Genomic DNA, 22,167 nt, shown 5'->3' with positions numbered 1-22,167 from the left:
AGCTTTACCTCTCTGTTTTTGTTAGTTTATAGTTTAACCTACTTTTATTTCCCTTGCAAATACTGATATAACAGTATTTTCCTACTTTCTTATTATATCACGATATTTCGATATAATGCAATTGTAATATTGTAATATTGTGATATTACAATATTCAAAAGATTATTATTGATACAACAGCGTTTGTAGAAAAAAAACAACAACAATATTATGATATTGTTGTTGTCTAATATTGTAATATTGTGATTCCACAATATTATCAAATTTTATTTTGTTTTTTTGCCATTTCATATCCTTTAATTAAATACTCTTCAGGAATAGATTTCAAAAGCGTTTCTTCGATAACATCAGGTTTACTTTTTTCTGGTTCACCAATTGAAGTCCAGTATTTTAAAGCATTTGCAAGGATTGGATTGATCCGAATACTATCAGCATTTCTTTTGCTGTTACCTTGTTGTTTAATCAATTTTTCTATGTTTTTTTTATTCATAACAATGTGTTCATGTGTAGTTTTTAATTCTTTTTCATTAGAAGTAGTTGCTTTAGTTGGATTGGTGTCTTCTTTTCCTGCACCCAAAAGTCGTTCCGCGGCTGATTTTCCTCTATTATTACTCATTCAAATCTCCTACCTTCTCTAAAAATTCTTTTGTAAACTGGATATAATCGTCTTCAGCGGTCGAAGTCTTATTAAAGCTAATCAAGTCGGAACCTGCTGCTTGAGCTTCATCAACAGTGATAGTTCGTCTAATGTAAGTATCAAATATGTTTACGTTGAGGGCATCAGAAATTTGATTTGCTGTTTTATTCATTTCTTTTGAAATGTTAAATCTTTCATTATATTTTGTGAAAAGAACACCTCGTATGATTAATCTATCATTTGTGTATTCTTTAACAGTCTCGATTGTTTCGTTCAATTTAACTAATCCTTTTAGTGAAAAATATGCGGCTTCTACAGGAATAATAATTTCATCAGAGACAGTGAACGCATTTACTGTTAATATACCTAAACTTGGTGGGCAATCAATAATAATATAATCATAGTTTTCTTCAATTGGTTGAAGAACTCTTTTAAGTCTATGTTCACTTCCAACTTGTGTAAATTCACGTTCTGCTGAAGAAAGAGCAATATCAGCAGGAATTACATCGATTCCTTTGTAATTTAGAATAGCTTCAGTAATCGAAGCCTCATCTTTTAATACTTCATATATTGTTGGAACATTCGTGCCATCAATGTCGAATCCAAAATTATCAGTGGCATTTCCCTGGGGGTCCATGTCAATTACAAGTACGCTTTTGTTAAAAGTAAAATGCAATGCCGCTCCAAGGTTAATGCTAGTCGTTGTCTTTGAAACACCGCCTTTTTGGTTTGCAACTGAAATTATTCGTGCCATAATAATGTCCTCCTTGTGATGTTATGTCATTATTATATCACAATATCGCAATATTGCAATATCATAATTTATTAATATTACAATATTGTTCAATCGTGGAGTCATACTATTGTGATTTATTAATATTACGATATTACAATTGCATAGTATTGTTACTTCGCGATATAGTGAAATTGTAGCAACGTGATATTGTAATAATACAATATTATTATAGTTTGACTATACGATGTTACAATAGTGTGATATCACAATATCATTCTTCGTCTATAATTTTTTTAGTTCGTCTGTGGCGTTCTAAGTGCAGCAAATAATCGTCTTGCAGTTTTAGAAGGTCTGAATATACCTGATCCATAGTCTGGCTGGCCGATAAAGAAAGAGAATAAATAAATGAGATAGGAAGTGTTTCAATTTTTTTGTTACGAGTAATCCAAGAAGAAACAGTTCCTTGAGAGAAAGCATGTAATTCACAAAATTCTTCTACAGTAATCCCTAGTTGCTTGATAATGTATGCGTTGATAGGGTGTGGATATACAAAGGTTTTTCTAGGCATGATGGGTAAGTTTCCTTTCTTAGCTTATTAATGCGTTTGCAGTAATATTGTACTAAAAAACATGCAATAAGGGAAGGGTGTATCTGCTTCTTTTTGGTTGACCTCTTTTAAAAATATGTTATACTAAAGGTGCGAAACGACATTAAATCGTACAAATAACACAAAAAGCAATCCTACGGCGAATAGGATTGCTTTTTTTTTACACTAGTTGCGACTCCTAGCGTGTGTGTTGATAGCAGCTTACTTTCGGTTATCGTCTTCCTCGTCCAACACACGAGAAATCATTTCCAGAACCAATCCTACAAAGATCGGTGCGATAACCAACGACATTAAATCTTTCACAAATAACACATCTCCAATCGAGGCGAGCTGCCGTATTAATTATATCATAGATTGAAATTCTGCCAATTCAATAATAAAACATTCAACAATTTATCTAGCTGTTCTATGATCTTTTCTAAGCGTGTAAACTCGTTTACACCAGGAACATTTATACTTGTTTGAGTCACTCGTAACTCTGCTTGCTAGACAGCCACAGCTGCATTCTACATAAGCCACTTGGTGGACGCTGTCTCCTAGAGGAATAATGGTACCATTATAATCATATGCCTTCATTACGAAACCCCCAATCGCTAAAATACTCATCTAACTTTTTCTGCTCTTTTTTTGACAAAGTAGGGGAGACTAAACCTTGAAAAGGGTTTGAATTTACTCTTTCTTCTTGTTTTATTCTACTAGAATGACGATACATACACACAAAGTCAACTTCTTCTATACTATAGGAATCTTCACCAATTATTATTTTGTTTTCTTCCGCATATCCTCTAAAAGTTCCTATAACTGGTCTAGGAAAAGGATTGGTTTCTGAAGACATAAGTAATAAATATAATGGCTTATTTTGTTTGATTGAGCGAGAAAAATACGAAGAAAATTCTTTTCTATTTTGCTTCATTTGGTTGTACCTAAGCCAACAGTTCCACCTGCATGGCCACCAACAAGGCTTGCTCGTGAAATTGCTGTGGCGCCTTCCATCAGTGAAGAAGCATGTATCAGTGCTTTAAACCCAAATTTCTGACGAATTTTATCAATAAGAAAATACATATCCGTTTCATGAATTTGCTCCTCCGGAACAGAAAATAAATCCAGCTGTAAATTTTTGTTCCATACAAGACGGCCATAGGATACCCCTAAATTTCGTACGTCGACCCCTGGTGCGTAATTCTCTTCAAAAAGACGCAGTACATGTTCAGTCAAGACTTTTGTATTATTACTTGGTTCTACTTTCATTTGTCTACGCCAGCCGGTTTGGCCGTATTTGTCTGTCTGACCTTTTGAGTAGCCAACAAACAAAGAGACACAGGTTGTCTGACACGATGCCATGCGTAAGCGACTAGCAACCTGGTCCGACAATTCCTTCAAAACCAATTTTATTTGTTCTTTATTTGCATAATCTTTGGGTAAAACCTGACTATTGCCAAATGATTTTTCTGTTGGCCGTCCTGCTTTTTGCCCTAAAAAACTACGATCTATGCCCCATGAGTGCGCGTACAGCTGTAGCCCCATGATACCAAAACGCTCTTTTAACATGTAAGGTTCAATGTGCGCTAGGTCATAAATGGACCGAATACCTAGCTTTTTTAAGCGAGCAGCCATGCGATTTCCTATCCCACAAAATTCTGTAAGAGGGGAGATTGGCCAAACTTTTTTTGGCACATCTTCATAGCGCCATTCAGCCACAAAGCCTGGTGCATTCTTTGCTTCATTATCCAATGCTAACTTGGCCAGCAACGGATTTTCCCCAATTCCGATTGTCACATACAATCCCATATGGTTATAAATCACACGTTGAATAATCTTGGCCAGTTTATAGGCGGTGTCACACTTAAAATAGGTCAGCGAAGCAGTCACATCAAGAAACGATTCATCGACACTGAATACAGAATGGTCTTCATCAGAAACAAAGCGTTTATATAAATTGTTAATTTCTTGATTTTTCTTCATGTATAATTTCATGCGTGGAGATACAATAATTAAGTTCGGGTGGTCCGGAACTTCATTTTTCCTTGTAACATTGGAAATGCCTAATACTTTTTTTGCCATAGGGGAAGCAGCGAGTACCAAGCCACCCGAATTTTCAGAATTGCTCATGACCACAAGCATTGTCTTCAATGGATCAAGTCCACGTTCTACGCATTCCACGCTGGCATAAAAACTTTTTACGTCGATACAAAGCACATCACGACTGGGTTCTTTCGTATAATCGAACGTCAAATTCATCCAAAATCCCTTCTTTCTACTAACCCATTATACGAACTAACGTTCTCTTTGGCAACTAGTAAAATTCAGTTTTCCGTATTTTTTTATATACCTGTAAACTTTTGGCATAGTTGGACTGAACACAGAGAGGGAAACTATACAAAACGTTGAAGGCCAGTTGAGCAAAGCGAAACCAATCATTCGTCTTTTGAGGGTTGGCCACATGCCTGGTATGAAAAATTATTCGTATTTAAATAGAGATTTTTTTATTTTCATCTACATATCATATTTAATCCTGTAAAAGCGAGCGTTAAAATCTCTTCATTGCATAACTTACCGATAAATAATTGTGAAAATGGCTTAGAATTGCTCTCTCATCACTATAATTATCATTAATAATTGAATATAGAATAACCCCCAAAAAAAGATTTTCAGGGGTGGGGTTTTATTTACTTACTAATTTTATCGATGCAAACTTTCCCAGTTTCATCAAGCAATGGTGTAATTCCTCCTCTAGGGCTCTCTAAATAATTAACACCAGTAACTGTATCAACTACAATTTTATATCCTAATTGAGTTAAAGATTCACTTTCTTTTTCAATGAAACGTTCTTTTTTATTTGGATTCTCCGTTTTAACCAGAGATTTAAAAGGTTGTTGTTCTTTCACATGATTATCTGGATCAACTCCAAAGCGTATTACATCTAATTTTCTATCGAGATAAAAAGGTAAACCATTTTTATTAACTGGCATAAATATTCTCCTTACTTCTTCTCACTTTTTTTGTTTTGCCTATCTGCTATCCTTTTGTCTTGTTTCATATTTCCAGCAAAAAAAGCAAGTCCTACTGCACCTGAAGAAAGGACAAATTCTAAAGCTGACCAACGAAACAGTACCGTCAAAATTAAGATAATAAATATTGCGATCACTAAAACGGCGTCTTTTGTTCCAAAATTTAAATATCCAAAATTCATTAAACTCTCCACCTTTTTTAAATTATTGAAAGTACACAATCAAAAATCTTTTTTACTTTTTCAATCGTTTTGAGCTACTTCATTTGTTTTTTCATCAATTGCGATATAGTTGCCTTGGTACAATTTGTATTCTTTATTGCAGCTATCACATTTAAACTGATTATACTTTCCCAGTTCTCTTTTAGCTAATTGCCCGCAGTCACAATCAATAAAAGTAACTATATTACTTTTGTTCCATGTGCTGATTTCGATCCCCCAATGATCATATGTTTTTCGAACTACCATTTGTTACCCTCCTTATAACTATATTCTTTAATCATATCTTTGAATTCTTGTTTTGTTTTAGGGTTCGTTCGTATTACTTCTTCAGCTAATTCTAAAAATACCTGCTCAACCTTTGCTGTCATGCTCTCAAAAATAATCAATGGGTTTTTTTCTTTCTTTACTCGATTCTTATATCTTTGGAAGTTTGCTGAATAGAGTCGCCCATTTGACATTATCTCTATCCCATAACCTGTTACTAAAGGATTCTTCAACAACTGAATAATTTTCTCTCTATTTTCCATAATAACTACTCCTGAATTATTTTTCATTAAGTAACTGTTCTTCCTTTGCTTGTTTCTTGATTCTTTTGAGGGTAGACAAAGAAATACCTGTTTTCCGTTCCACTTCTCGCATGCTGTTTGTTTCCATTAGCTCTAGTGCATGTTTATATTTATCATTTAGAACTCTTTTTGGACGTCCTTCTCGATAATTTTTATTGTTCGCTCGATGCCACTGTTTCCCTTCTTGCGTTCTCGTCACGATTAAATCTCTTTCAAATTGCGCAAAGCTACCCAGCATATTCATCATTAACGTTTGCATAGAGTCCTTCTTATCAGGTTCAAACGTTAAGTGATCATCTAAAAAAGAAATAGTCACACCTTCATGATTTAATGTAGAAATAATTGAATTTAAATCAACGATACTTCTGGCCAATCGATCAATTTTTGTCACCAAAACTTTATCGCCAGCTTTTACAATTGAAAGCAGCTCTTCTAATTCTTTTCTTCCTTCTTTTTTTGTACCTGTATATTTCTCACTAAAAATTTTTTCTGCTCCAGCTTCTTCTAATTTTCGAATTTGGGTTTTGTAATCTTGATTGCTGGTACTGACTCGTGAATACCCATAAATGGCCAATTTTCCTCACCTTTTCTGAACATAAGTTTTTGACACTTGATAATTCCAAGTATAGCACGAAAAAACAAACAGGTCAAAAACTTAAAAGTTTCTGACCTGTCGGTTTTAGTTGAATAAGTCACAACAAGGTTGTGTCATATTCATCGCATCTTTTTTTCTTGTAAATTTTCAATGCTTTATTGTGTGAATTGTTTACAAAAAAGGTTCTCTTCTTTGTTAAACATTTTAATTCTCTTTTGTTATCCTTTTGATAATGCCTTCTAACTCATCTACAACCCTTTTAAATTTAATCGGATCTTCTCCAGCAAGTTCTTGCAATGCTTGATATGGATCAAAAAGAGTGCATTTATCTTTTTCTAAAGAAATTGTTTTAACTTCGTATCCTTTAGCTTCCAAATCTTCTGTATTTAAATAACCTTTTGAATCAACTATTGTTATTACACCGTCTTTAATATAAGGATCAACTATTTTTTTTGAAACTCCAACACCTGAATTTACAATGTTTAAGCCCTTATTTCCGTTACTTGTTTCATGTGTCATGTTTTACTACTTCCTTTCCTATTAAATCATCATTAATTAGGTCAATTACTAACCCCAATACTTTGCATTTAGATTAATAACTTTTGTCTTAATATCTATAACTTTCCGATACATCCCAAAACTGATCATTTTCACTTGTCCTAAAACGAATATCAACGTCATCAATTTTTAGTGTTTCTGCAATTTCTTTATAATCACTCACAGACCAATTCATTGCTCCAACACCAGAAACGTACGTACAAAACAAGGTCCTTTTCCCTAAGTATTGCACTAGGCGAATTTCATGAGTGGATCTATTGGTATTTAGAATACCTTCTAAAATAATATTCCCAAATTGATAGGCTTCTTTCTTTTGAGCGCTTTCTGAATTCGTTTGAGTTTTCTCAATTTCTAGTAATTGTGCCATGACTTTTTCTGGTGCTTCATTTACTGCTTCGGATAACCCTAAGATCAGTTTTACCGAATACGTTTCTACTGGACGTAAGTTTGCTTGTGCTAGCGCATTGTTGGATATTTTGTGCTTTATATTTTGTGTCGCAACTTTGTTTCTAGTAATACCATATTTTTTTAAAAATAAATCAATCGTTGACAATTCTAACAGCCCTTTCACGTTATTGAGTTCTGGATAGTTAAGATAGATAGTAGCTCATTCAGATTCATCTGTTTATTTTTTGTAATTTTTAATTCTTCCAGGTCCTTTTCATAAATTTCCTTTAATTCTGCATACTCTTTTGTTGTTAACTCATCTTTATAACTTTCAGGATTATCTGCATGTACATAGTCAGAAATATACTCTACTTGCTCTATTTCTCTCCAAGAGCATATAGCATAGACTAGAAACGTACCACCAAAAATGAGAATGTCTTCTTCTACTTCAGATATTAGGTCATCACAATCAATGCTGATCTTTTCTCCTTTATTATTCAAAATAGCCAAACAAATTCCTCCTTTACTTACTTAATCGTGCTACTTCTTTGTTGATTTTTCTTTTCATTGCTCTAAACTCTGGAAATTTTTTCGTTAAAATATCGTATTGATCTAATTCAAAAATATTGATTTCTTCTATTTTGTTTCCTGTAATTTTATACTTTGTTTGATTTGAGAGTGTCACAGTGTGCAACCACCCATCTTTAACTACTCCCATAACACTTTCATATCCTTCAAGTTTAGGGTATCTTTTCGTTCCTCCCCAAATTTGAACTTTAATAATACCTAATTTAAGATTTTTAATTAAATCATTCTTTGCTTGCCTTTTTTGATCTAATAAATTTTGATAATCATTTTTTAAGCTATCATAATTCATAGAGAAATATTCCGCTACGTCATGTAAATCATAATGATCAATTTTTTTGTAGTGTTTACTAACATGGTGCCAACTAGTTGATCCGTGTCTTTTTGCAACAAATTTCCACATTGCTACAGATTCATTTTTTAATGTTTCATCGATGTTATTTTCAGTAACAAACGTTAAAATGTAGTCTTTCGTAATGTGATTCAACGGAACCTCCGCATTATCAATTGCTATCTGACTTCTTACACTTCTTGATTTTCCTACGTATCCCATTTTCATTCCTTCTTCCTTTGATATATGGTATAATCAAAGAGGTTTAGCGACCCGCCTATTCTTGAATTTTCAAGAGTAGGCTTCTTTGATTACACTTATATTATATCACACATAAGGTAAATGTAAACACAATCATTCCTGTTTGTGTTAAATTGGTTCTTCACCTATCTATCTGTTTGGCCAGTTAGTGGAAAACGAATACCCATTACTTTATTCATTACATGTAAATTTAAAGCGTACTCAAAATTAACACAAATGACGTATGCCCAATTTGAATGTCCTACTACTGACCTGGTAACAACTGGACAAAGAAAAGAACCAACAAGGCATACCCTGTTGGTTCTTTTTACTGTTACTTTCTTTTAAAGTAATAATAGACATTTTCCAATAAACCTAATCCTACATAAACAATTATTGTGGAAATAAAAATTTCCAAAAATTTTAACCTATTAAATTCATTAAAAACAACTTGAGTAAAAAAGTTCCAGATCATATAGAAAGTAAAAACTAAGAAGCTATTTCTTGAAAAAACTTTATTCTTATTGTTCATAGCTACTTATACCTTTTCCCAGAGGATACACAATGTAATTTTTAGCAAAATCTATTCAACCTAATTTTGTGTAAATTAAAATGCTAATTACTACCACTAACGGTATTAAATACAATGCGATTGTCCAAAAAACTTCTCTTTTTTTTAAAGCATTATCAAACCAAACTGTACGTTTATTATCAGACACTGATACACTCATTCTATACTCGTTTGGGGTGATAAATTGACATAAAATTGCTAAAAAAAGAAATCCTACGCTCCATAGTGAATTTGACCAACTAAGTAAAGATAAAACAAAAAATATCCAAGTGAGAAAACTCAATATTCTAAGTCCTGTTATAGACATAACATCACTCTCCCAAAATTATACGCAACCTGCCAAACTCTTCAATCCATGAATACCCACAACTGCCCACCATAGTCCTCCAGTTGCATAAGCAAAAGCCCCATCAATACCCGTACCATACAATGCAATTAAACAATTTTTTTGTTTTGCCGTTATCTTAACTGGGTTACCTATAGGTCTACCAGCAGAATCACAAGAATTTGCAGGTCTACGACCAATACGAACCATATCTCTACAAGATCCTCTGCCGCTTTCTCTTGGCATAATAATATGGTCTGCATCCCCAGTTAAATCAAAATCCACATCATCCAAAGTTGTTACTTGATCTAAAGAATTCTCCTTAACTAATTCGTCTGCTAATACTGTACCAGGAACAATAAACCCTCCAAGAATGGCAATCCCTAACATAAAAACTACTATCTTTTTCATCTTAATTCTCCTTATCTTAATTTTTTTGTTCTAACCATTTTGGTAATGCTTCTTTTGTTTCACTATCATATTTTTGCACTTCACCTCGGGTATTGAAATAAATTAAAGTAGGAACAGTTTCAACATTGTATTTTTCACGTACATTTTGAATATCTTTATCAATTTGTGTATCTTCTGTATCTAAATATTCTATTTGCAATTTGTTTTTTTGGGCTAGTTGACCTAATAAAGGTGCAAATTTTCTACAATATGGACAAGTTCGTCGTCCAAAATAAACAAATCTTTTTTTGTTGTCGTTATTTTCCAAAAGTTCTTTCGCTGTTACTCTACTAAATTTACTAACTGTATCATCATAAATACTAAATTCTTCTTCCTCCTTATCTTTAGAGACTTCAACAGCTTCCACATTTTCTTTACTTACTTTTACACTTTTTTTATTTTCCCCTCCTTCTCCCGTACAAGAACTTAGAACAAACAAAGAAATAACAACCGAAGAAACTATTTTTACTTTTTTTAATTGAATAGCAAACACCTACTTTCAAAAAGATTATATATAAACACAACATATAAAGCGCTTTCTTTCAAGATATTAAGAAATAACTTACCTCACATTTAGTATACAATTTTAAAAAAAGTAGTAACAGCATAAACCATGAAACGATAAAAATTTCACGTTCCAAACGATAACTCATTAAAATATCTATTATATTTTTTAAATTATTTAGTCATCAATAAAATAATAAAGACTGTCTCTTGGGGGGAGACAGTCTCTTAGGTTATAACTTATTTTAGCCTTTCATTTCTAACAAATACTCATAGAACTGAACGATCAATTCATTCAGTCTGTAAGAAAATAGTTAAATCTGAAATAGCTATTTTTATTTTACAGTATCTACCTTGGCCTTTCAATTGCCTTGATATTACTTTTATTTCAAGATTATTTAACATGAACAAATACTTCTGAATCTTTTACATAAATGTCATGGTAATAATTAGATTTCATTAACTCACTTTCTTCTTTATTCAACGCGTTAATATCAAAGATCTCCATGTTCACTTTTAAACCAGTGTACGTTCTAAATAAAAACTGATTTGGCCAATAAAGGGCTTCATTTGGTGGAACCAGTTCTTTTAATATAGGATAATTCTTCGAACTATTAACAAATACTGGCGAATCCTTAAATAAAGACGTACTATGCACGGTCACCGTGTCACGGTTCACTAGGTCTTTTAAATCATCGGCTAATATCATACTTTGTCGTTCAAAAGATTCCTTTTGGTGGCTTAACGCACTAGCATAAACAAATGTAAAAGATAAAAGGTAAACACAGAAAAGACAAACCGCTGTTTTTGACACATATCCTAGCACGTTTTTAGAAGTATTTGCCAAAGTAAGCATGATAATTGAAACTACAAAAAAACTAAATCCATAGCCGTATCTAGGCGAAATTAACAAAAGCTTTTCCGGAAAGATTAAAAAGACGCCGTAACTCAAAATAGAGCCTAAAAATAGAAATAACACTGCGTATAAAAAGCTTTTAACAGGCGATACTTTCGCATTAAGAACAGTACTTAAAACAAAGAAAATTACTAGAATAAAAAACAAAAGTATCCATAGTTTTGTACTCTGTTCAGTTATTTTTGACAGATACATTTGACTATTTACCAGGATTGTTTTGGGTATATCCTTAACACTCGCGATTGTTGTCATACCGCCTCGCGTTGCTATTTCAGGATTAAATTTTGTTTCAATAAGATAAAGAAACATGGCGCTTATATAGCTAATCATAGCTACAATCGCTTTTTTAAGAACAGCAATAAACGATTGATTGTCTAACAGCTGCTTCAGTGATAATGCTAACACCATCACGACATAGATCCCCGAAGACGCCTGATAAGTATTACACATCAAAAAAATGCTTAAAATAGAAACAACTAAAAATAAGACTTTATTTTTATTCCAAAATAGAAATGGAAGTACTGAAAATAAAAGGCTCAAAGACATGTAAGGACTGTCGAACCTGAAACTTAAATTTTGTAAAAACCAAGGATTAAAGCCAACCAACATGGCTGCTGTTAAAGCTAAAAGAGATAGCTTCTTATGAAAAGAGTAAACAATGATAATCCCTGTTACTGATACAATGAATCCAGAAATAATATGCGTCCATAACCCCATATCCGTAAGGTGTCTACTCCCTTGAACTAACCAAGAACCAATTTCGCTACCCCAACGAGAATAACTTCTAGCAAAGTCCGTATTACCATCAATTTGCCTGCCGGTGTCATCAATATAAGGAAAGTTGATTATCCCTATGCTTAAAACTAAGACTTGACACATTACTACACTTGTAATTAACAGATTTTTATTGGCCATAAGCCAACTTTGAAACTTATTCATTTTTTCACTCCTCAAATTTTATTAAAATCCCCCCTAAGAAAACGAACACCTTTTATATTTACATTAAATGGGTCCATATATTAATCTTACAGGGTTTTCAAACTAAAAACCACGTTTTTTTATCGTATAAAATATATAAGTAAAAAAAGCAAATAATTTTTTATCTGCTTTTTTTGTTCTCTTTCTATACACATTTACTGCATAAGTCTTCTTCAATCCAATAACAGCCCCCTGGGCATGCATTAAATTGGGTACATCCACAAACTCTGCACCTCCTATCGTCTGGATCAAAAATTTCATTTTGTTCTTCTTGCTCCTTCAGATAGTTTTCAAATCTTTCTAAGTAGGAATCCAAATCAGGCATATTATTTCCTCCATTTATAAATTCATTAGTTGATTAACTCTTTACTCTTAAACTGCAAGCCTTCCTGGTAACCAGACTGAAAAGCATCGAAGTTTTCAACCTGGTGTGAGGTGTCTTTTCCTTTAACTAAGCCTAGCTTTGAGACTTCTTCATGGACTGCGACAGGCAACTGCAATGCAAGTTCGTAACCATTCGTAAGTACCTGGGCTTCAAATACAGAACTAAGAGCTGTCAAATACCCTTCGATATAGTCTTGTTTTAATTGCCATTTTCGTTTATATTTTCGCTTAATTTCCGGTTGCTTCATAAACTCTTTTGAACAAAAGGCAACACTACCTTTTGCATATAAAAATGTAATTTCTGCAATCTCTGCATCTGTTGTTAAACCTACGTAGTGTAATTCTATATCTGAAGAACTTTGATAGTAATTCTTCACACGAAAATTCTTTGCAATGATTCCAGCTAGTCTGTAGACCCATTTATGTGGTCTTCCTTTGTAAATCACTTTATCTACAACCTTTTCCTGTCTTTGGTGTTGCTGATAATGAAACACTTCTTCTTCATCAATTCCATAGGCTAGCATCAATTCCTGGGCCTTTGCTAAAGCTGTCATTGATTCTTCATCATTCGCATCGTTCGCTAGTGCTAACAACCGTTGAATTTTATCTTTTCTTTTTTCATCCATTCGTATTCTCCTTGCTCATAGTAATCTTTAAAATTGGATCATCTGCTGTATTTCTTGGAAAACCACACACGACTCCTTCTAACGCTCGTTCCATTTTCGTTTGTTTTTCGGTTCTTTCCTTTTTACTTTCATGATATAACTTTTTCAAATCAATTTTTTCAGCCATGCTTTACATCCTCTCTTCTATTAAATGTTGTTTCTATTGCCTTGTTAAACTCAACCTTTTTTAATCTTCTGTATGGATTTTTTATTGTTTTTGATCAATGTATCAATCATGTTTTGCGTGATTGCATCCGGAATATACCCTTGCTTAATAAACAGCAGTTTTTCAAGATTGGCTCTGTACTTGTTGATTAATTTAACGTTATTTTTATCCACTTGATCTCCAGATCCAGAATGATACACTTTTTCTTTCAAACGACGCTGCTCTTTTCTAACTACGCTAAGCGCAATCGTTAATTCAGACGTATTGAACGATTCAAGTTCTTTTATCGTCGTATATTGATAAAAGCAAGGATCTTCTATTATGGTTAATTCCCGTATTTCCATGCTCATTCCCCACCTTTCTTATAATTCCTTACGTTAGGCTTCAGCTGGGCCAAAAAGCCCAACTGATACCATAAAATATATTTTTTTATCTATGCAGTTCGTAAAAGACTGCCTAGTATTGGATCAAATTGAATCATTCCAAATTCTGAAAATGCAGGGTTCGTCGTATTAACTACATACACATATTGCCTATAAGATTCTAAATCCCTGTGACAGTAAAGCCAATCACTAGTATCGCGTCCAACGTAGAATAATGATAAAAATCTCTGGCCATCCGCTGTTTTATTTTCAGTTACATAGTACACCAGGAAGCCATACTTCTTTTCGGCCGTCTTTATGATTGCCTCTATTTCTTCAGTGACTAAAATATTTTCACCTTGAAAGTAATTGCTGGTGTAATGGCATTTCCCTGTTTCCATGAACTCATCAATGACAGAACTTGATAGGTCGGTAAGCATCATTCTATACCATGCTTCTTTTTTTAGAGTTTCGTTGGCCATTGTCGTATTACTTAATCTTCTCATTTGTATTCCTCCAAAAGCAATATTTTTTTTAATTCGTTACTGTTAGATAATTGTTCTATTCTATGAGTTGCAATGAATCCTTGCCATAACTCCATCGTTATGGCAGGAACCCATTGAATATTTTTCTAAGGTACGCTATACTTATTCATGACTATAAATAGTTAACGTCCTAGAAATCTTTTGTCTTCAGCAAAAGGTTTCTTTTTTTGTGCTTTCAGCTGCAGGATCTAATAACTTATTGATAAATTCCTTATCTGCATCTGTACAAGCCGGATAATAGTTAGAAATAAAGAATTCTCCATTTTCGTCAATTTCTAGTGCTACTTTTCGCAACCCTTTAACGAAATAGAATATTGGTTTTTTCTTCCACTGCGTCACTGCACCGCTTTCTATCAGCTCTTTTGTTCTCTCACTCACCACCTTGTTTTCATCCGCTTCCTTCATTTGTTCCAGGGTCGCAATTTTATTTTTTAGTTTCGTGATTGCTGCGCCGTAGGTTCTCGCCTTAATTGCTGGTTTTGTCTTGTTATAGGCTTTTGCTTTTTCGTTAGCTTTTTCAAGCTCTTTTAGTTCATTTTTAAAGTAGTCAATATTATTGACGCTTGTTTTTGCGCCAACCGTCGCATAACTTGATTTACCGACCACATGAACGTCTTTAATTAACTCGTTTTTTTCCTTAAAGTCTTCTACCTTTTCCAGCATTTCCACTCTTTTTTCTTGTTTTTCTTGTTCCTTCAGTAATTTAATTGCACGATCATGATAGCCATTTACTTTCTTATAAATGTCCCCACGGCCAATAATGTTAGGCTGTCCAAAAGGGATACGGTCATGTTCCGCTCTAATTAAGCGGTGTGTTTCTTCGCTTTCTCTTTTTAGTCGTTGCAATTTTCCTTGTGCTTGTTCAAGTCTAGTCATTTTTACTCGCTTCTTTCTGTTTTTTTATTTTTTTCAAAACTCATTTTTTTTGAAGATTTAGGAAGGGGTGCTTCTTTTGAACTTCGTTGGTTCGGTATTTTTCTGTGGTCCTCTCCTTTCTTTGTTTGCTGTTATGATCCATTTCTTCAGTGAGTTTGAGGTTTTGGGTGCGCAGAGAACAGACATCAGACACAAAGAAAACACAAGGGCGAGCTTGCTCGTGCATTTTACCCTTGTGTTTTCGACTGGCTGTTGTATGATTCGCAAGTACACAAGGCCGGCTCACTGAAGAAATGATAACCGCAACAGAGTGACGAGTGACAGAAAAATGCCATAGAACCAACGCCTTTTTTCTGTAGCAGTGAAACTGCTTCAGAAAAAACTTAAATCTGCGGAACGCTTCCTTGTGGTCTCACAAGGAACAACTCGTGTCAATGTCCTTTTCCGTTAAGCGAGGAACGAGTAGGAAAAGAGAAACGTTCACCAGTCGGAACGAATGGGAATAGAACGTTTAATTGACTCGTGTTGAGTGCAGCAGAAAATCCATTGGTTTTGGAGCAAGGGCAACTGCACCGCAGCGGAACAATGGATTTTGTCCTAGATTTCGGTTAGGAATGCTAAGAACGGTCTTTTCTTAGCATTCCTAACGTTTAATCTTTAATGACCTTGACCCATTTGTCTACCGCTTGTTTCAATTCATCTGGTACCTTTTGTCGATTCTTCTTTCCTTGTAACTGAACAACCCTATTGTAGTTGTACTCTAATGTGAAATAAGATTTTTGAGGGTTCTTCTTCTCTCTTACGAAGATAATCGTTGTTTCTCCCTTTGCGTGTCTGCTTATATAGCTTGCTACGCAATGGTTTAGTGCTTTTCCTTCTTTTTTTATGTCGTTTGCTCGTTTAGGTAACACAAATGTGTACCCATCAATATCTCTTTCATACTTCCTTAATTGTTCCAAACGTTCTTTTATTTCTTTATCCCTTTCTTCATAGTTCACCTGATTAATTCTATCCACTGCACAATCGTGTGCGACTTCTAAATCTGGCGGTAACTGATTACGTTTGTTTATTTCTATTTTTAGGAGCGTTAACATATTGAGGTAGTCTTGATAATATTTAAATGACTTTCCTTGCTTTACTAACCAATTCTGAAACTTAACAGCGCCAATCTCATTTGGAAAATCGGATATGTCGCTCTTTAATACGTATTTTTCAATCCCTTTTACCATTGGTATGTTTAAGCTTTCAAATGTTTGTTTCAGCTGTATCTCTTTTAAACTATTGTCTGTATTCTTTAAAAATGTTTTGTACTTCCTTAAACAGTTCTTTGTAAGTATTCGCATGTCTACTGCACCACTCATAACATCATATGCTAATTTATGAGCATTTATTTTCTGAGCAAATTCTATCAAGGTTCTATATTTGTACGTGATAGCTAAATTGTCAACGTTTAGTCGCTCTAAATTTAGATATTTCAACTCTGACACACGTTCTAAACGCTTTTTCCATTCATTAGGATATAAGGCTATGCCCATATTGTAACCATAATATACAGGTAAACATATCTTTCCAATCTTGATATGTTGATTATTTGAAAATATTTCAATACATTCTAGCTGTTCACTAAAACATTGCACTCCATTTTCATACTCTGAAATAACTTTGTAGGTCTGTACTTCAATTCGCTTACTTGTACTTAGAACAATCTGAAAACAATTACTTGAATCATAAAAGGTCAATCGAGAGTTCTTTCTCAATTTTTTCTCAATTATCCAATCGTGTTTTCTTGTTGAAGCAACAATGGTTTCACTCTTATTTTTCCATACATATGTCCGAAAAGAAGTGTAGCACCATTCAAAGAACGCTCTTGGCGGTTGTAATTTATTCTCTACATAGTCATTAGTATTCATTAAAAATCTTCCCCCTCAAACAAATCTATTTCGTTATTATTCTTGGTTTCTACTGGTGTTGGTCGCTGTATTTTTTGATTGATATAATCGCTTTTTATTGTCGCTTGTATTTTTGGCTTATCCGTTGGCAGTTCGTCAAGCGTATAATATTCTCTAACCCAGTTAAAAACAGTAATGTGACTAGCCATTGCCCCGTTACCATTACGTATTTCATAGGCCTTTTGAATGCAGTAAGCTTCTGCCCCTTTCAATGTTCTATCTTCCTTTAAAATACCAGTCAAAAGGTCTTTATCGGTTTGCTGACATAGCCAGTTGTGAATAGCTTCTAGTCTACTGTCAGGTTCGGTTTCTAGTTCTTTTAACATCTTTTCCAGTGCTTGCTCTTGTATAGTCAATTGACTAGTTAAGAAAAAACGTTCATAAGAAAATCTGTCGCTAATTACTAGCCATTTGTATTTCGTCCCTTTATCTATCGTTTCATCAATGGTTAGATAAAGGGACGAATAGTTACCGTCGGAGTCTTTAATCGCAACGATTGCTTTTTCTGGTAGCTTTTCAAGATAAGAAAGCAACGTCACGACTGGATAAAGGGCTACTTCATAATTAGGATAGAAACACAAAAATTGGAAGTTTTTTCCGTTTCTTTCAATGCTTTCTTTTCTAAAAGCTACACTGATATAACCTTGTGTGTCGTCAAAAATAGTGGTTGCTAGATTTTGATTGTATTGTTTGAGTGCGTATGTCAATTCTTTTACAGTTTGTATATTTTGAAAGTCCATAACGTTCCCTCGTTTCTTTTGTTAGTCCAACCTCTTATGAATAAGAGGTTGGGGGAATTTCACTTGTCAAAGGTCATGAGATACGTTATACTTGAATTACAAATTTATTCAGGTATAACTACCAATTCTTTAGAAATCTTTTGTTTGTGGCAAAAGGTTTCTTTTTTTGCGCTTTTTTCGTGGAAATAATTCAACACCTCTAAAATATCTTTTTCACCTCTTTCGTTGTTTTAAATGATAAATTCTGTTGTTTCGTGATTATCTTCTGTTAAGATTATTTCTTGGTCGTAATACATGTTAGAAACTAATTCATGTGCTTGTTCTTCGCTTTCAGCGTAAACATATACAGCTACCTCTAAAGTTTCAACAATTGTCACACAGTATTTTTTCTTTTTTTTTGCCATTATTACACGTCCTTCCATTCAATATGGTTCAATAAAAATGATAGTTGGTTTAAACGGTCATTGGCATTTTTTAAACAACCATAATTTAACAACAGCGTGACTGTATCATTTTCATTGATTGCTTGGCTTAATTTTTGGTATTCCAATTGTGCCTTTTCTAGGTCAAGTTTTAATTGTGGCTCATTCATTTTAACCACCTCCTTTCAGGTTTTTGGGTTTTGAACAACCATTTTTGTTAGGCGTTTGAGGAAGTGAAGCTGGACGGTCAAAAATTCCTTTTCGTCAAACGGTGTAGTCTACCCCCTTTTTCGTTTTTGTTTAGGTTGTTCATTTTCGCCAGTGTGTTCGTGTCGCTCGCTGTGCCGTGGAAGGACCATAGACATAAAGAAAAAACAAGGGCGAGCTTGCTCGTTTATATACCCTTGTTTTTTCGACTGGCTGTGGTACTGTAGCAAACAGTGAGCAGCACGTTACACACTGCAAAATGAACGGCCTGAAAACGAAAAAGGTCGCGTGACACTGTTCTGACATCAGAAAAGGGATTTTTGACCGGAACGCCCTTGACTTTATTTTCTAGTAGGTATGAAATACCTACTAGAAATGTTAATCACTGCGGAACGCTTCCTTGTGATCCCACAAGGAACAACTCGTGTCAATGGACTTTTCCGTTAAGCGAGGAACGAGTAGGAAAAGGAAACGTTCCCCAATCGGAACGAATGGGTAGAGAACGTTTAATTGACTCGTGTTGAGTGCAGCAGTTAATCCGTTGGTTTTGGAGCAAGGGCTACCGCACCGCCGCGGAACAACGGATTCATTCCCTTTTCCCGAACTAAAAAAGGCGCACGTCTGTATAGATCGTTGCGCCCTGGTCGTTTAGTAGTATTTTTTTTTAGAATATGCTATACTATAAACGAAAAGAGAGCTGTGCGCTAACACAACTCTCTAGTGTAGAACCGTTTAAGACGGTGGCATTTGTTTATAGTTAAAAAATAACCGTTTAACTCGCCAAAGTTAATGAACGGTTATTTTTTGTCGTTTTTTAGCAATTCCACAATCAACTTAATCAACGCAATGGTAAACATACCAAAGCTTAATATCAGCTGAATTGTTTCTAATGCAGACAAAAGGCTTCTCCTTTCTTTAGATTTTGGAAGTACGCTCATACGCACCACCTCACTTTCGGATTGGATAGCCACCGTCATAACTTTTCTACTGCTTTAGTATATCATAAAACGCACAGAAAGCCTATTTTATATAGGTTTTCTGTGCGTTTCTATTTTATTGGCAGCCAGGTGTACACCTGGTATTTTTTCTTTCCGTATCTGTGAAAACTTCTTTACGATTTCTCTATTATGATATGTTTGGTACATTCCTTCGGTGTAACAATTTTGAGTTCATATAAGTACCAACAAAACTCTTCAAAATTCCCTTGTTCTGTTTGTTTCATGGCTGAAATCCCCTTCCTGTCACATAACCTGGTATGCTCCAGATTCCGAGTGATTCACTTTTAGCTTGTTCTTGGGCTTGCTCTAGTTCTTCCAAATACTTAGTGTTAGGCTCTTTTACATAGGCCACACGTGCTAACCCTTCACTTACAAGCGTTTTTTGTAGTAATATTCCATCTACGAATATGTAGCCCAACGCTCGCCCGTAACGGTCTGTTTTATCGCCCTTATCATATTCAAAAGTGATTTCTGTAGCAGTAGACAAAAGCTCTTTTGTGCGGTTACTAGCTTCCAACCCAAACGGTTGAACTTTTGTGTTTGGTTTGACCGTCTCGGGTGTGTCAATTAATAAAAAGCGAACCTTTCGTTCTTTTCCGTCAATCCTCAAAACCGTTGTGTCACCGTCTACGTGTCGTACAAAGTCAGCTGGTATACGTTGATCGTTTGAGATCGTTTGAGTAAAATTTCCAGTAACTTCTTTTACGCTATCCTGTGCTTTTTGTTCAAGACTTACGCATCCTGATAATAAAAAAGTGGCTACTGCTGTAAGCAGCAGCCACTTTTTACCGATTAACTTTTTCATTTTCTCCCTCCTTCAGATAAATTTTAATGATAAGCAGGCGGTTCCATATCATCCATACCATAAAACGGTTCGGCGTTCGCCATTTCTGGCATTTGTTGTTTTTGTTCTCTATTTTGTACAGTTTCTTTTGATTCTAAAAATTCAAAGCCTGCTACGACTAATTCTGTAACATAATGCGTTTGTCCTTGTTGGTCATCATAAGAACGTGATTGCAATTCACCATTTACCGCAATTAATGAGCCTTTTTGCGTATATTTTGCTAACACCTCTGCAGGTTTCCCCCAGATTACACATTGAATAAAAGTCGTTTGGGCATTCCCTTCTTTATCAAGTCTTTCTCTTTTGCAAGCTAATGCAAAATTGGCAACGGCCTTCCCTGTTGACGTTACTCTTAGTTCTGAACTTTTTGTTAATCTTCCTACTGCACTTGTTTTAATCATTCTTGATTCCTTCTTTCTTTTTATTTGGTCGTCCAAAGAGGTTTTACCTCTTTGGACGTATAATCTAATTTTTTACTAATGTAATTCAATTCCTAGCACCACATAACCTTCACGTTGTGCATAATCCGTTATATAAATAACTTCCGCTTCGCATTCATCATCTAAATACATGCCATTCATATATTCTTCGAGAATTAAAATATCCCCTACTTGAAAATTACGATCGTTCTTTCTTATCTCAAATGTTTTTCGCCGTTCTTTTACTGCCTTGAAAAACTCGGTTTCAATTTTTAATGTGTGAATAACTGGGCGTCGTTGTTCCATTTTACTTCCTCCTTAGGCTGTTGCTGTTAATGTCTTTTGTTTGGCTTGTTCTTCTTTAACTACCTGCGAACCATACATATTGCGAATATCGCTCATATTGTATTTTTTCTTACTGCGTTTTTTATATCCATCGGGGGCTAAATACCAGGACTTTTTGTTGTTGCTCCATTTCATATTTAAAGCTTTTAACTCTTCTTTATAAGGCTTGGTGTTCCCTGATACCCATAAGAATGCGCCTATCACTTCAATTGAAACATTTTCCATTTTTAGCGTTAACAACTTGTGTATGATTTCTTGCCATTCTTGCGGTGTTTCTGTCGTTTCTTTTTGGTAGTACTCACCTTCTTTATTTTTGTGTGTATTTTTAAGCTTATCGAACAACGCTTCATACTCGTTATTTATTTGCGCCATTTCTTTATCAGTACCGCCCATATCTGGGTGGTATTTTAAAGCTAGCTTTTTATATACGCGTTTCAATTCTTCTAATGTCGTTACATCTTTGATAAATTTCATGTTAATCGCCCTTTCTGATTGTTGCTGAGCAGCTAAGCTGCCCAGCGTTCCAATTTTTCAATTGATTTTTTATCATTTTCAAGGTCGGCTTCTGTGTACCATTCTGGTAACTCTTTATCAGAAAATAGACTGTAGATAAATTCTAAGATTTCCATGCTTTCTCTAGCTTTAACAGCTGATTCACATTGATTAACGTAATATCTTACATCTTGTCTAAGTCTATCGACATAAGAATAATGAAACGTTTTGTTTCCTTCTACCATTTTTTTTAATCTGTTTTTTTCTTTTGTTGTTAGCATTTTGCTTTCCTTCTTTCGATTTTTATTTTCAAACAACCAATAGATAGCTATTTTTTGGTCAACGCCTTTCCAACCAACCTTTTCGGTTGAGGGAGTGAGGCGCCGGGTGTTAGGGGTGCAACCCCTAAGGTTTGATTAGGCTCGTTTTTAGACGAAGGCCTGTTTGTTTGATTTCGCTTTTCAGTTTTCAAAGGTCAGAGGGGAAATTCTGGTTAGATTCCCTTTTCGTATATCGGTCGTTCGGCATAACCGACTAG

At 34.5% G+C, this 22,167-nt stretch carries 36 protein-coding genes; all 36 read right to left on the bottom strand.

Going from position 1 to position 22,167, the window contains the following annotated elements:
• Positions 1–259 precede the first annotated feature (259 nt).
• The 36 genes from IGI80_RS18735 to IGI80_RS18560 all read right to left on the bottom strand — a co-directional run bounded on the left by IGI80_RS18735 (position 260) and on the right by IGI80_RS18560 (position 21,910).
• Positions 260–616 (bottom strand): hypothetical protein, encoded by a 357-nt coding sequence (locus tag IGI80_RS18735; protein ID WP_002360663.1) that lies wholly within the window; start codon positions 614–616, stop codon positions 260–262.
• Positions 609–1,391 (bottom strand): ParA family protein, encoded by a 783-nt coding sequence (locus IGI80_RS18730; protein WP_002419204.1) that lies wholly within the window; start codon positions 1,389–1,391, stop codon positions 609–611. The genes IGI80_RS18735 and IGI80_RS18730 overlap by 8 nt, the downstream gene beginning before the upstream one ends.
• A gap of 253 nt (positions 1,392–1,644) precedes the next feature.
• Positions 1,645–1,941 carry a replication control protein PrgN gene (locus IGI80_RS18725; RefSeq protein ID WP_002360665.1) on the bottom strand — a complete coding sequence of 99 codons (297 nt, stop codon included), beginning with the start codon at positions 1,939–1,941 and terminating at the stop codon, positions 1,645–1,647.
• A 240-nt stretch (positions 1,942–2,181) separates the two neighbouring features.
• On the bottom strand, positions 2,182–2,271 hold the full coding sequence (locus tag IGI80_RS18720; RefSeq protein ID WP_153829630.1) for a type I toxin-antitoxin system Fst family toxin: 90 nt from the start codon (positions 2,269–2,271) through the stop codon (positions 2,182–2,184).
• A 102-nt stretch (positions 2,272–2,373) separates the two neighbouring features.
• Complete coding sequence (locus tag IGI80_RS18715; protein ID WP_033604193.1) at positions 2,374–2,586, bottom strand: hypothetical protein; 213 nt, start codon at positions 2,584–2,586, stop codon at positions 2,374–2,376.
• Positions 2,543–2,893: a hypothetical protein gene (locus tag IGI80_RS18710; RefSeq protein WP_010824125.1), complete on the bottom strand. Its 351-nt coding sequence runs from the start codon at positions 2,891–2,893 to the stop codon at positions 2,543–2,545. Before IGI80_RS18710 ends, IGI80_RS18715 begins: the two co-directional genes overlap by 44 nt.
• Positions 2,890–4,218, bottom strand: a complete 1,329-nt coding sequence (gene uvrA / locus IGI80_RS18705) for an ultraviolet resistance protein UvrA (RefSeq protein ID WP_002370254.1) — start codon at positions 4,216–4,218, stop codon at positions 2,890–2,892. The genes IGI80_RS18710 and uvrA overlap by 4 nt, the downstream gene beginning before the upstream one ends.
• 428 nt (positions 4,219–4,646) lie before the next feature.
• Positions 4,647–4,949, bottom strand: a complete 303-nt coding sequence (locus IGI80_RS18700; protein ID WP_002406176.1) for a DUF6440 family protein — start codon at positions 4,947–4,949, stop codon at positions 4,647–4,649.
• An 11-nt stretch (positions 4,950–4,960) separates the two neighbouring features.
• Entirely contained in the window at positions 4,961–5,170 is a 210-nt protein-coding gene (locus IGI80_RS18695) for a hypothetical protein (RefSeq protein WP_010822384.1), read from the bottom strand.
• 60 nt (positions 5,171–5,230) lie between these two features.
• Positions 5,231–5,455, bottom strand: coding sequence for an ultraviolet resistance protein UvrA repressor UvrC (gene uvrC, locus IGI80_RS18690; protein ID WP_002406593.1), 225 nt, complete (start codon positions 5,453–5,455; stop codon positions 5,231–5,233).
• A complete protein-coding gene (locus tag IGI80_RS18685; protein ID WP_025188489.1) occupies positions 5,449–5,763 on the bottom strand; it encodes a hypothetical protein in 315 nt (104 codons plus the stop codon). Before IGI80_RS18685 ends, uvrC begins: the two co-directional genes overlap by 7 nt.
• Complete coding sequence (locus IGI80_RS18680; RefSeq protein WP_002414744.1) at positions 5,753–6,349, bottom strand: recombinase family protein; 597 nt, start codon at positions 6,347–6,349, stop codon at positions 5,753–5,755. The genes IGI80_RS18685 and IGI80_RS18680 overlap by 11 nt, the downstream gene beginning before the upstream one ends.
• Before the next feature lie 225 nt (positions 6,350–6,574).
• Entirely contained in the window at positions 6,575–6,889 is a 315-nt protein-coding gene (locus IGI80_RS18675) for a hypothetical protein (protein ID WP_174082604.1), read from the bottom strand.
• A gap of 88 nt (positions 6,890–6,977) precedes the next feature.
• A complete protein-coding gene (locus IGI80_RS18670) occupies positions 6,978–7,499 on the bottom strand; it encodes a hypothetical protein (RefSeq protein WP_198434975.1) in 522 nt (173 codons plus the stop codon).
• Complete coding sequence (locus IGI80_RS18665) at positions 7,496–7,825, bottom strand: hypothetical protein (protein WP_438724276.1); 330 nt, start codon at positions 7,823–7,825, stop codon at positions 7,496–7,498. The genes IGI80_RS18670 and IGI80_RS18665 overlap by 4 nt, the downstream gene beginning before the upstream one ends.
• A 13-nt stretch (positions 7,826–7,838) precedes the next feature.
• Positions 7,839–8,459, bottom strand: a complete 621-nt coding sequence (locus IGI80_RS18660; protein WP_438724275.1) for a hypothetical protein — start codon at positions 8,457–8,459, stop codon at positions 7,839–7,841.
• A 599-nt stretch (positions 8,460–9,058) separates the two neighbouring features.
• Complete coding sequence (locus IGI80_RS18655; RefSeq protein WP_002365997.1) at positions 9,059–9,349, bottom strand: hypothetical protein; 291 nt, start codon at positions 9,347–9,349, stop codon at positions 9,059–9,061.
• Positions 9,350–9,367: 18 nt separating this feature from the next.
• Entirely contained in the window at positions 9,368–9,778 is a 411-nt protein-coding gene (locus tag IGI80_RS18650; RefSeq protein ID WP_002365996.1) for a hypothetical protein, read from the bottom strand.
• A 16-nt stretch (positions 9,779–9,794) separates the two neighbouring features.
• Complete coding sequence (traF, locus tag IGI80_RS18645; RefSeq protein ID WP_002365995.1) at positions 9,795–10,310, bottom strand: conjugal transfer protein TraF; 516 nt, start codon at positions 10,308–10,310, stop codon at positions 9,795–9,797.
• A 405-nt stretch (positions 10,311–10,715) separates the two neighbouring features.
• The gene (locus IGI80_RS18640; protein ID WP_010785717.1) at positions 10,716–12,176 is read right to left on the bottom strand and encodes a glucosyltransferase domain-containing protein; all 1,461 of its coding nucleotides are present in this window, start codon (positions 12,174–12,176) and stop codon (positions 10,716–10,718) included.
• A 102-nt stretch (positions 12,177–12,278) separates the two neighbouring features.
• Positions 12,279–12,476, bottom strand: a complete 198-nt coding sequence (locus IGI80_RS18635; protein ID WP_025191506.1) for a hypothetical protein — start codon at positions 12,474–12,476, stop codon at positions 12,279–12,281.
• Between the two features lie 89 nt (positions 12,477–12,565).
• A complete protein-coding gene (locus IGI80_RS18630; protein WP_010830231.1) occupies positions 12,566–13,225 on the bottom strand; it encodes a DUF2786 domain-containing protein in 660 nt (219 codons plus the stop codon).
• Positions 13,218–13,391, bottom strand: coding sequence for a hypothetical protein (locus IGI80_RS18625; protein ID WP_010785714.1), 174 nt, complete (start codon positions 13,389–13,391; stop codon positions 13,218–13,220). Before IGI80_RS18625 ends, IGI80_RS18630 begins: the two co-directional genes overlap by 8 nt.
• A gap of 50 nt (positions 13,392–13,441) precedes the next feature.
• Positions 13,442–13,780: a hypothetical protein gene (locus tag IGI80_RS18620; protein WP_065536088.1), complete on the bottom strand. Its 339-nt coding sequence runs from the start codon at positions 13,778–13,780 to the stop codon at positions 13,442–13,444.
• Between the two features lie 83 nt (positions 13,781–13,863).
• Complete coding sequence (locus tag IGI80_RS18615; protein WP_002385579.1) at positions 13,864–14,298, bottom strand: hypothetical protein; 435 nt, start codon at positions 14,296–14,298, stop codon at positions 13,864–13,866.
• Between the two features lie 186 nt (positions 14,299–14,484).
• Positions 14,485–15,213, bottom strand: a complete 729-nt coding sequence (locus IGI80_RS18610) for a hypothetical protein (RefSeq protein ID WP_002383622.1) — start codon at positions 15,211–15,213, stop codon at positions 14,485–14,487.
• 650 nt (positions 15,214–15,863) lie between these two features.
• Positions 15,864–17,123 (bottom strand): PcfJ domain-containing protein, encoded by a 1,260-nt coding sequence (locus IGI80_RS18605; RefSeq protein WP_065536089.1) that lies wholly within the window; start codon positions 17,121–17,123, stop codon positions 15,864–15,866.
• Positions 17,123–17,902, bottom strand: a complete 780-nt coding sequence (locus IGI80_RS18600; protein WP_002404731.1) for a Cas9 inhibitor AcrIIA9 family protein — start codon at positions 17,900–17,902, stop codon at positions 17,123–17,125. Before IGI80_RS18600 ends, IGI80_RS18605 begins: the two co-directional genes overlap by 1 nt.
• 230 nt (positions 17,903–18,132) lie before the next feature.
• Complete coding sequence (locus IGI80_RS18595) at positions 18,133–18,324, bottom strand: DpnD/PcfM family protein (RefSeq protein WP_033624753.1); 192 nt, start codon at positions 18,322–18,324, stop codon at positions 18,133–18,135.
• Entirely contained in the window at positions 18,309–18,494 is a 186-nt protein-coding gene (locus IGI80_RS18590; protein ID WP_002365983.1) for a hypothetical protein, read from the bottom strand. The genes IGI80_RS18595 and IGI80_RS18590 overlap by 16 nt, the downstream gene beginning before the upstream one ends.
• 834 nt (positions 18,495–19,328) lie before the next feature.
• On the bottom strand, positions 19,329–19,469 hold the full coding sequence (pepG1, locus tag IGI80_RS18585) for a type I toxin-antitoxin system toxin PepG1 (RefSeq protein WP_289481688.1): 141 nt from the start codon (positions 19,467–19,469) through the stop codon (positions 19,329–19,331).
• 280 nt (positions 19,470–19,749) lie between these two features.
• Positions 19,750–20,334, bottom strand: coding sequence for a thermonuclease family protein (locus IGI80_RS18580; RefSeq protein ID WP_065536090.1), 585 nt, complete (start codon positions 20,332–20,334; stop codon positions 19,750–19,752).
• Positions 20,335–20,357: 23 nt separating this feature from the next.
• The gene (locus IGI80_RS18575) at positions 20,358–20,774 is read right to left on the bottom strand and encodes a single-stranded DNA-binding protein (RefSeq protein ID WP_010710134.1); all 417 of its coding nucleotides are present in this window, start codon (positions 20,772–20,774) and stop codon (positions 20,358–20,360) included.
• 75 nt (positions 20,775–20,849) lie between these two features.
• A complete protein-coding gene (locus IGI80_RS18570; protein ID WP_002369776.1) occupies positions 20,850–21,098 on the bottom strand; it encodes a DUF3850 domain-containing protein in 249 nt (82 codons plus the stop codon).
• Between the two features lie 12 nt (positions 21,099–21,110).
• Positions 21,111–21,611 carry a DnaJ domain-containing protein gene (locus IGI80_RS18565; RefSeq protein ID WP_002360775.1) on the bottom strand — a complete coding sequence of 167 codons (501 nt, stop codon included), beginning with the start codon at positions 21,609–21,611 and terminating at the stop codon, positions 21,111–21,113.
• Positions 21,612–21,643: 32 nt separating this feature from the next.
• Entirely contained in the window at positions 21,644–21,910 is a 267-nt protein-coding gene (locus IGI80_RS18560) for a hypothetical protein (RefSeq protein WP_002365974.1), read from the bottom strand.
• Positions 21,911–22,167 lie beyond the last annotated feature (257 nt).

The sequence above is a fragment of the Enterococcus sp. DIV1420a genome, assembly GCF_051712165.1.
Lineage (GTDB): Bacteria > Bacillota > Bacilli > Lactobacillales > Enterococcaceae > Enterococcus > Enterococcus faecalis.
This window is presented reverse-complemented; position numbering and strand designations above follow the sequence as displayed.

Excerpts from the sequence above, each read along its gene's own strand:
- IGI80_RS18735 (WP_002360663.1), bottom strand. The coding sequence starts at position 616 with ATGAGTAATAATAGAGGAAAATCAGCCGCGGAACGACTTTTGGGTGCA.
- IGI80_RS18730 (WP_002419204.1), bottom strand. The coding sequence starts at position 1,391 with ATGGCACGAATAATTTCAGTTGCAAACCAAAAAGGCGGTGTTTCAAAG.
- IGI80_RS18725 (WP_002360665.1), bottom strand. The coding sequence starts at position 1,941 with ATGCCTAGAAAAACCTTTGTATATCCACACCCTATCAACGCATACATT.
- IGI80_RS18720 (WP_153829630.1), bottom strand. The coding sequence starts at position 2,271 with ATGTCGTTGGTTATCGCACCGATCTTTGTAGGATTGGTTCTGGAAATG.
- IGI80_RS18715 (WP_033604193.1), bottom strand. The coding sequence starts at position 2,586 with ATGAGTATTTTAGCGATTGGGGGTTTCGTAATGAAGGCATATGATTAT.
- IGI80_RS18710 (WP_010824125.1), bottom strand. The coding sequence starts at position 2,893 with ATGAAGCAAAATAGAAAAGAATTTTCTTCGTATTTTTCTCGCTCAATC.
- uvrA (WP_002370254.1), bottom strand. The coding sequence starts at position 4,218 with ATGAATTTGACGTTCGATTATACGAAAGAACCCAGTCGTGATGTGCTT.
- IGI80_RS18700 (WP_002406176.1), bottom strand. The coding sequence starts at position 4,949 with ATGCCAGTTAATAAAAATGGTTTACCTTTTTATCTCGATAGAAAATTA.
- IGI80_RS18695 (WP_010822384.1), bottom strand. The coding sequence starts at position 5,170 with ATGAATTTTGGATATTTAAATTTTGGAACAAAAGACGCCGTTTTAGTG.
- uvrC (WP_002406593.1), bottom strand. The coding sequence starts at position 5,455 with ATGGTAGTTCGAAAAACATATGATCATTGGGGGATCGAAATCAGCACA.
- IGI80_RS18685 (WP_025188489.1), bottom strand. The coding sequence starts at position 5,763 with ATGAAAAATAATTCAGGAGTAGTTATTATGGAAAATAGAGAGAAAATT.
- IGI80_RS18675 (WP_174082604.1), bottom strand. The coding sequence starts at position 6,889 with ATGACACATGAAACAAGTAACGGAAATAAGGGCTTAAACATTGTAAAT.
- IGI80_RS18660 (WP_438724275.1), bottom strand. The coding sequence starts at position 8,459 with ATGAAAATGGGATACGTAGGAAAATCAAGAAGTGTAAGAAGTCAGATA.
- IGI80_RS18655 (WP_002365997.1), bottom strand. The coding sequence starts at position 9,349 with ATGTCTATAACAGGACTTAGAATATTGAGTTTTCTCACTTGGATATTT.
- IGI80_RS18650 (WP_002365996.1), bottom strand. The coding sequence starts at position 9,778 with ATGAAAAAGATAGTAGTTTTTATGTTAGGGATTGCCATTCTTGGAGGG.
- IGI80_RS18640 (WP_010785717.1), bottom strand. The coding sequence starts at position 12,176 with ATGAATAAGTTTCAAAGTTGGCTTATGGCCAATAAAAATCTGTTAATT.
- IGI80_RS18635 (WP_025191506.1), bottom strand. The coding sequence starts at position 12,476 with ATGAAATTTTTGATCCAGACGATAGGAGGTGCAGAGTTTGTGGATGTA.
- IGI80_RS18630 (WP_010830231.1), bottom strand. The coding sequence starts at position 13,225 with ATGGATGAAAAAAGAAAAGATAAAATTCAACGGTTGTTAGCACTAGCG.
- IGI80_RS18625 (WP_010785714.1), bottom strand. The coding sequence starts at position 13,391 with ATGGCTGAAAAAATTGATTTGAAAAAGTTATATCATGAAAGTAAAAAG.
- IGI80_RS18620 (WP_065536088.1), bottom strand. The coding sequence starts at position 13,780 with ATGAGCATGGAAATACGGGAATTAACCATAATAGAAGATCCTTGCTTT.
- IGI80_RS18615 (WP_002385579.1), bottom strand. The coding sequence starts at position 14,298 with ATGAGAAGATTAAGTAATACGACAATGGCCAACGAAACTCTAAAAAAA.
- IGI80_RS18610 (WP_002383622.1), bottom strand. The coding sequence starts at position 15,213 with ATGACTAGACTTGAACAAGCACAAGGAAAATTGCAACGACTAAAAAGA.
- IGI80_RS18605 (WP_065536089.1), bottom strand. The coding sequence starts at position 17,123 with ATGAATACTAATGACTATGTAGAGAATAAATTACAACCGCCAAGAGCG.
- IGI80_RS18600 (WP_002404731.1), bottom strand. The coding sequence starts at position 17,902 with ATGGACTTTCAAAATATACAAACTGTAAAAGAATTGACATACGCACTC.
- IGI80_RS18595 (WP_033624753.1), bottom strand. The coding sequence starts at position 18,324 with ATGGAAGGACGTGTAATAATGGCAAAAAAAAAGAAAAAATACTGTGTG.
- IGI80_RS18590 (WP_002365983.1), bottom strand. The coding sequence starts at position 18,494 with ATGAATGAGCCACAATTAAAACTTGACCTAGAAAAGGCACAATTGGAA.
- pepG1 (WP_289481688.1), bottom strand. The coding sequence starts at position 19,469 with ATGAGCGTACTTCCAAAATCTAAAGAAAGGAGAAGCCTTTTGTCTGCA.
- IGI80_RS18580 (WP_065536090.1), bottom strand. The coding sequence starts at position 20,334 with ATGAAAAAGTTAATCGGTAAAAAGTGGCTGCTGCTTACAGCAGTAGCC.
- IGI80_RS18575 (WP_010710134.1), bottom strand. The coding sequence starts at position 20,774 with ATGATTAAAACAAGTGCAGTAGGAAGATTAACAAAAAGTTCAGAACTA.
- IGI80_RS18570 (WP_002369776.1), bottom strand. The coding sequence starts at position 21,098 with ATGGAACAACGACGCCCAGTTATTCACACATTAAAAATTGAAACCGAG.
- IGI80_RS18565 (WP_002360775.1), bottom strand. The coding sequence starts at position 21,611 with ATGAAATTTATCAAAGATGTAACGACATTAGAAGAATTGAAACGCGTA.
- IGI80_RS18560 (WP_002365974.1), bottom strand. The coding sequence starts at position 21,910 with ATGCTAACAACAAAAGAAAAAAACAGATTAAAAAAAATGGTAGAAGGA.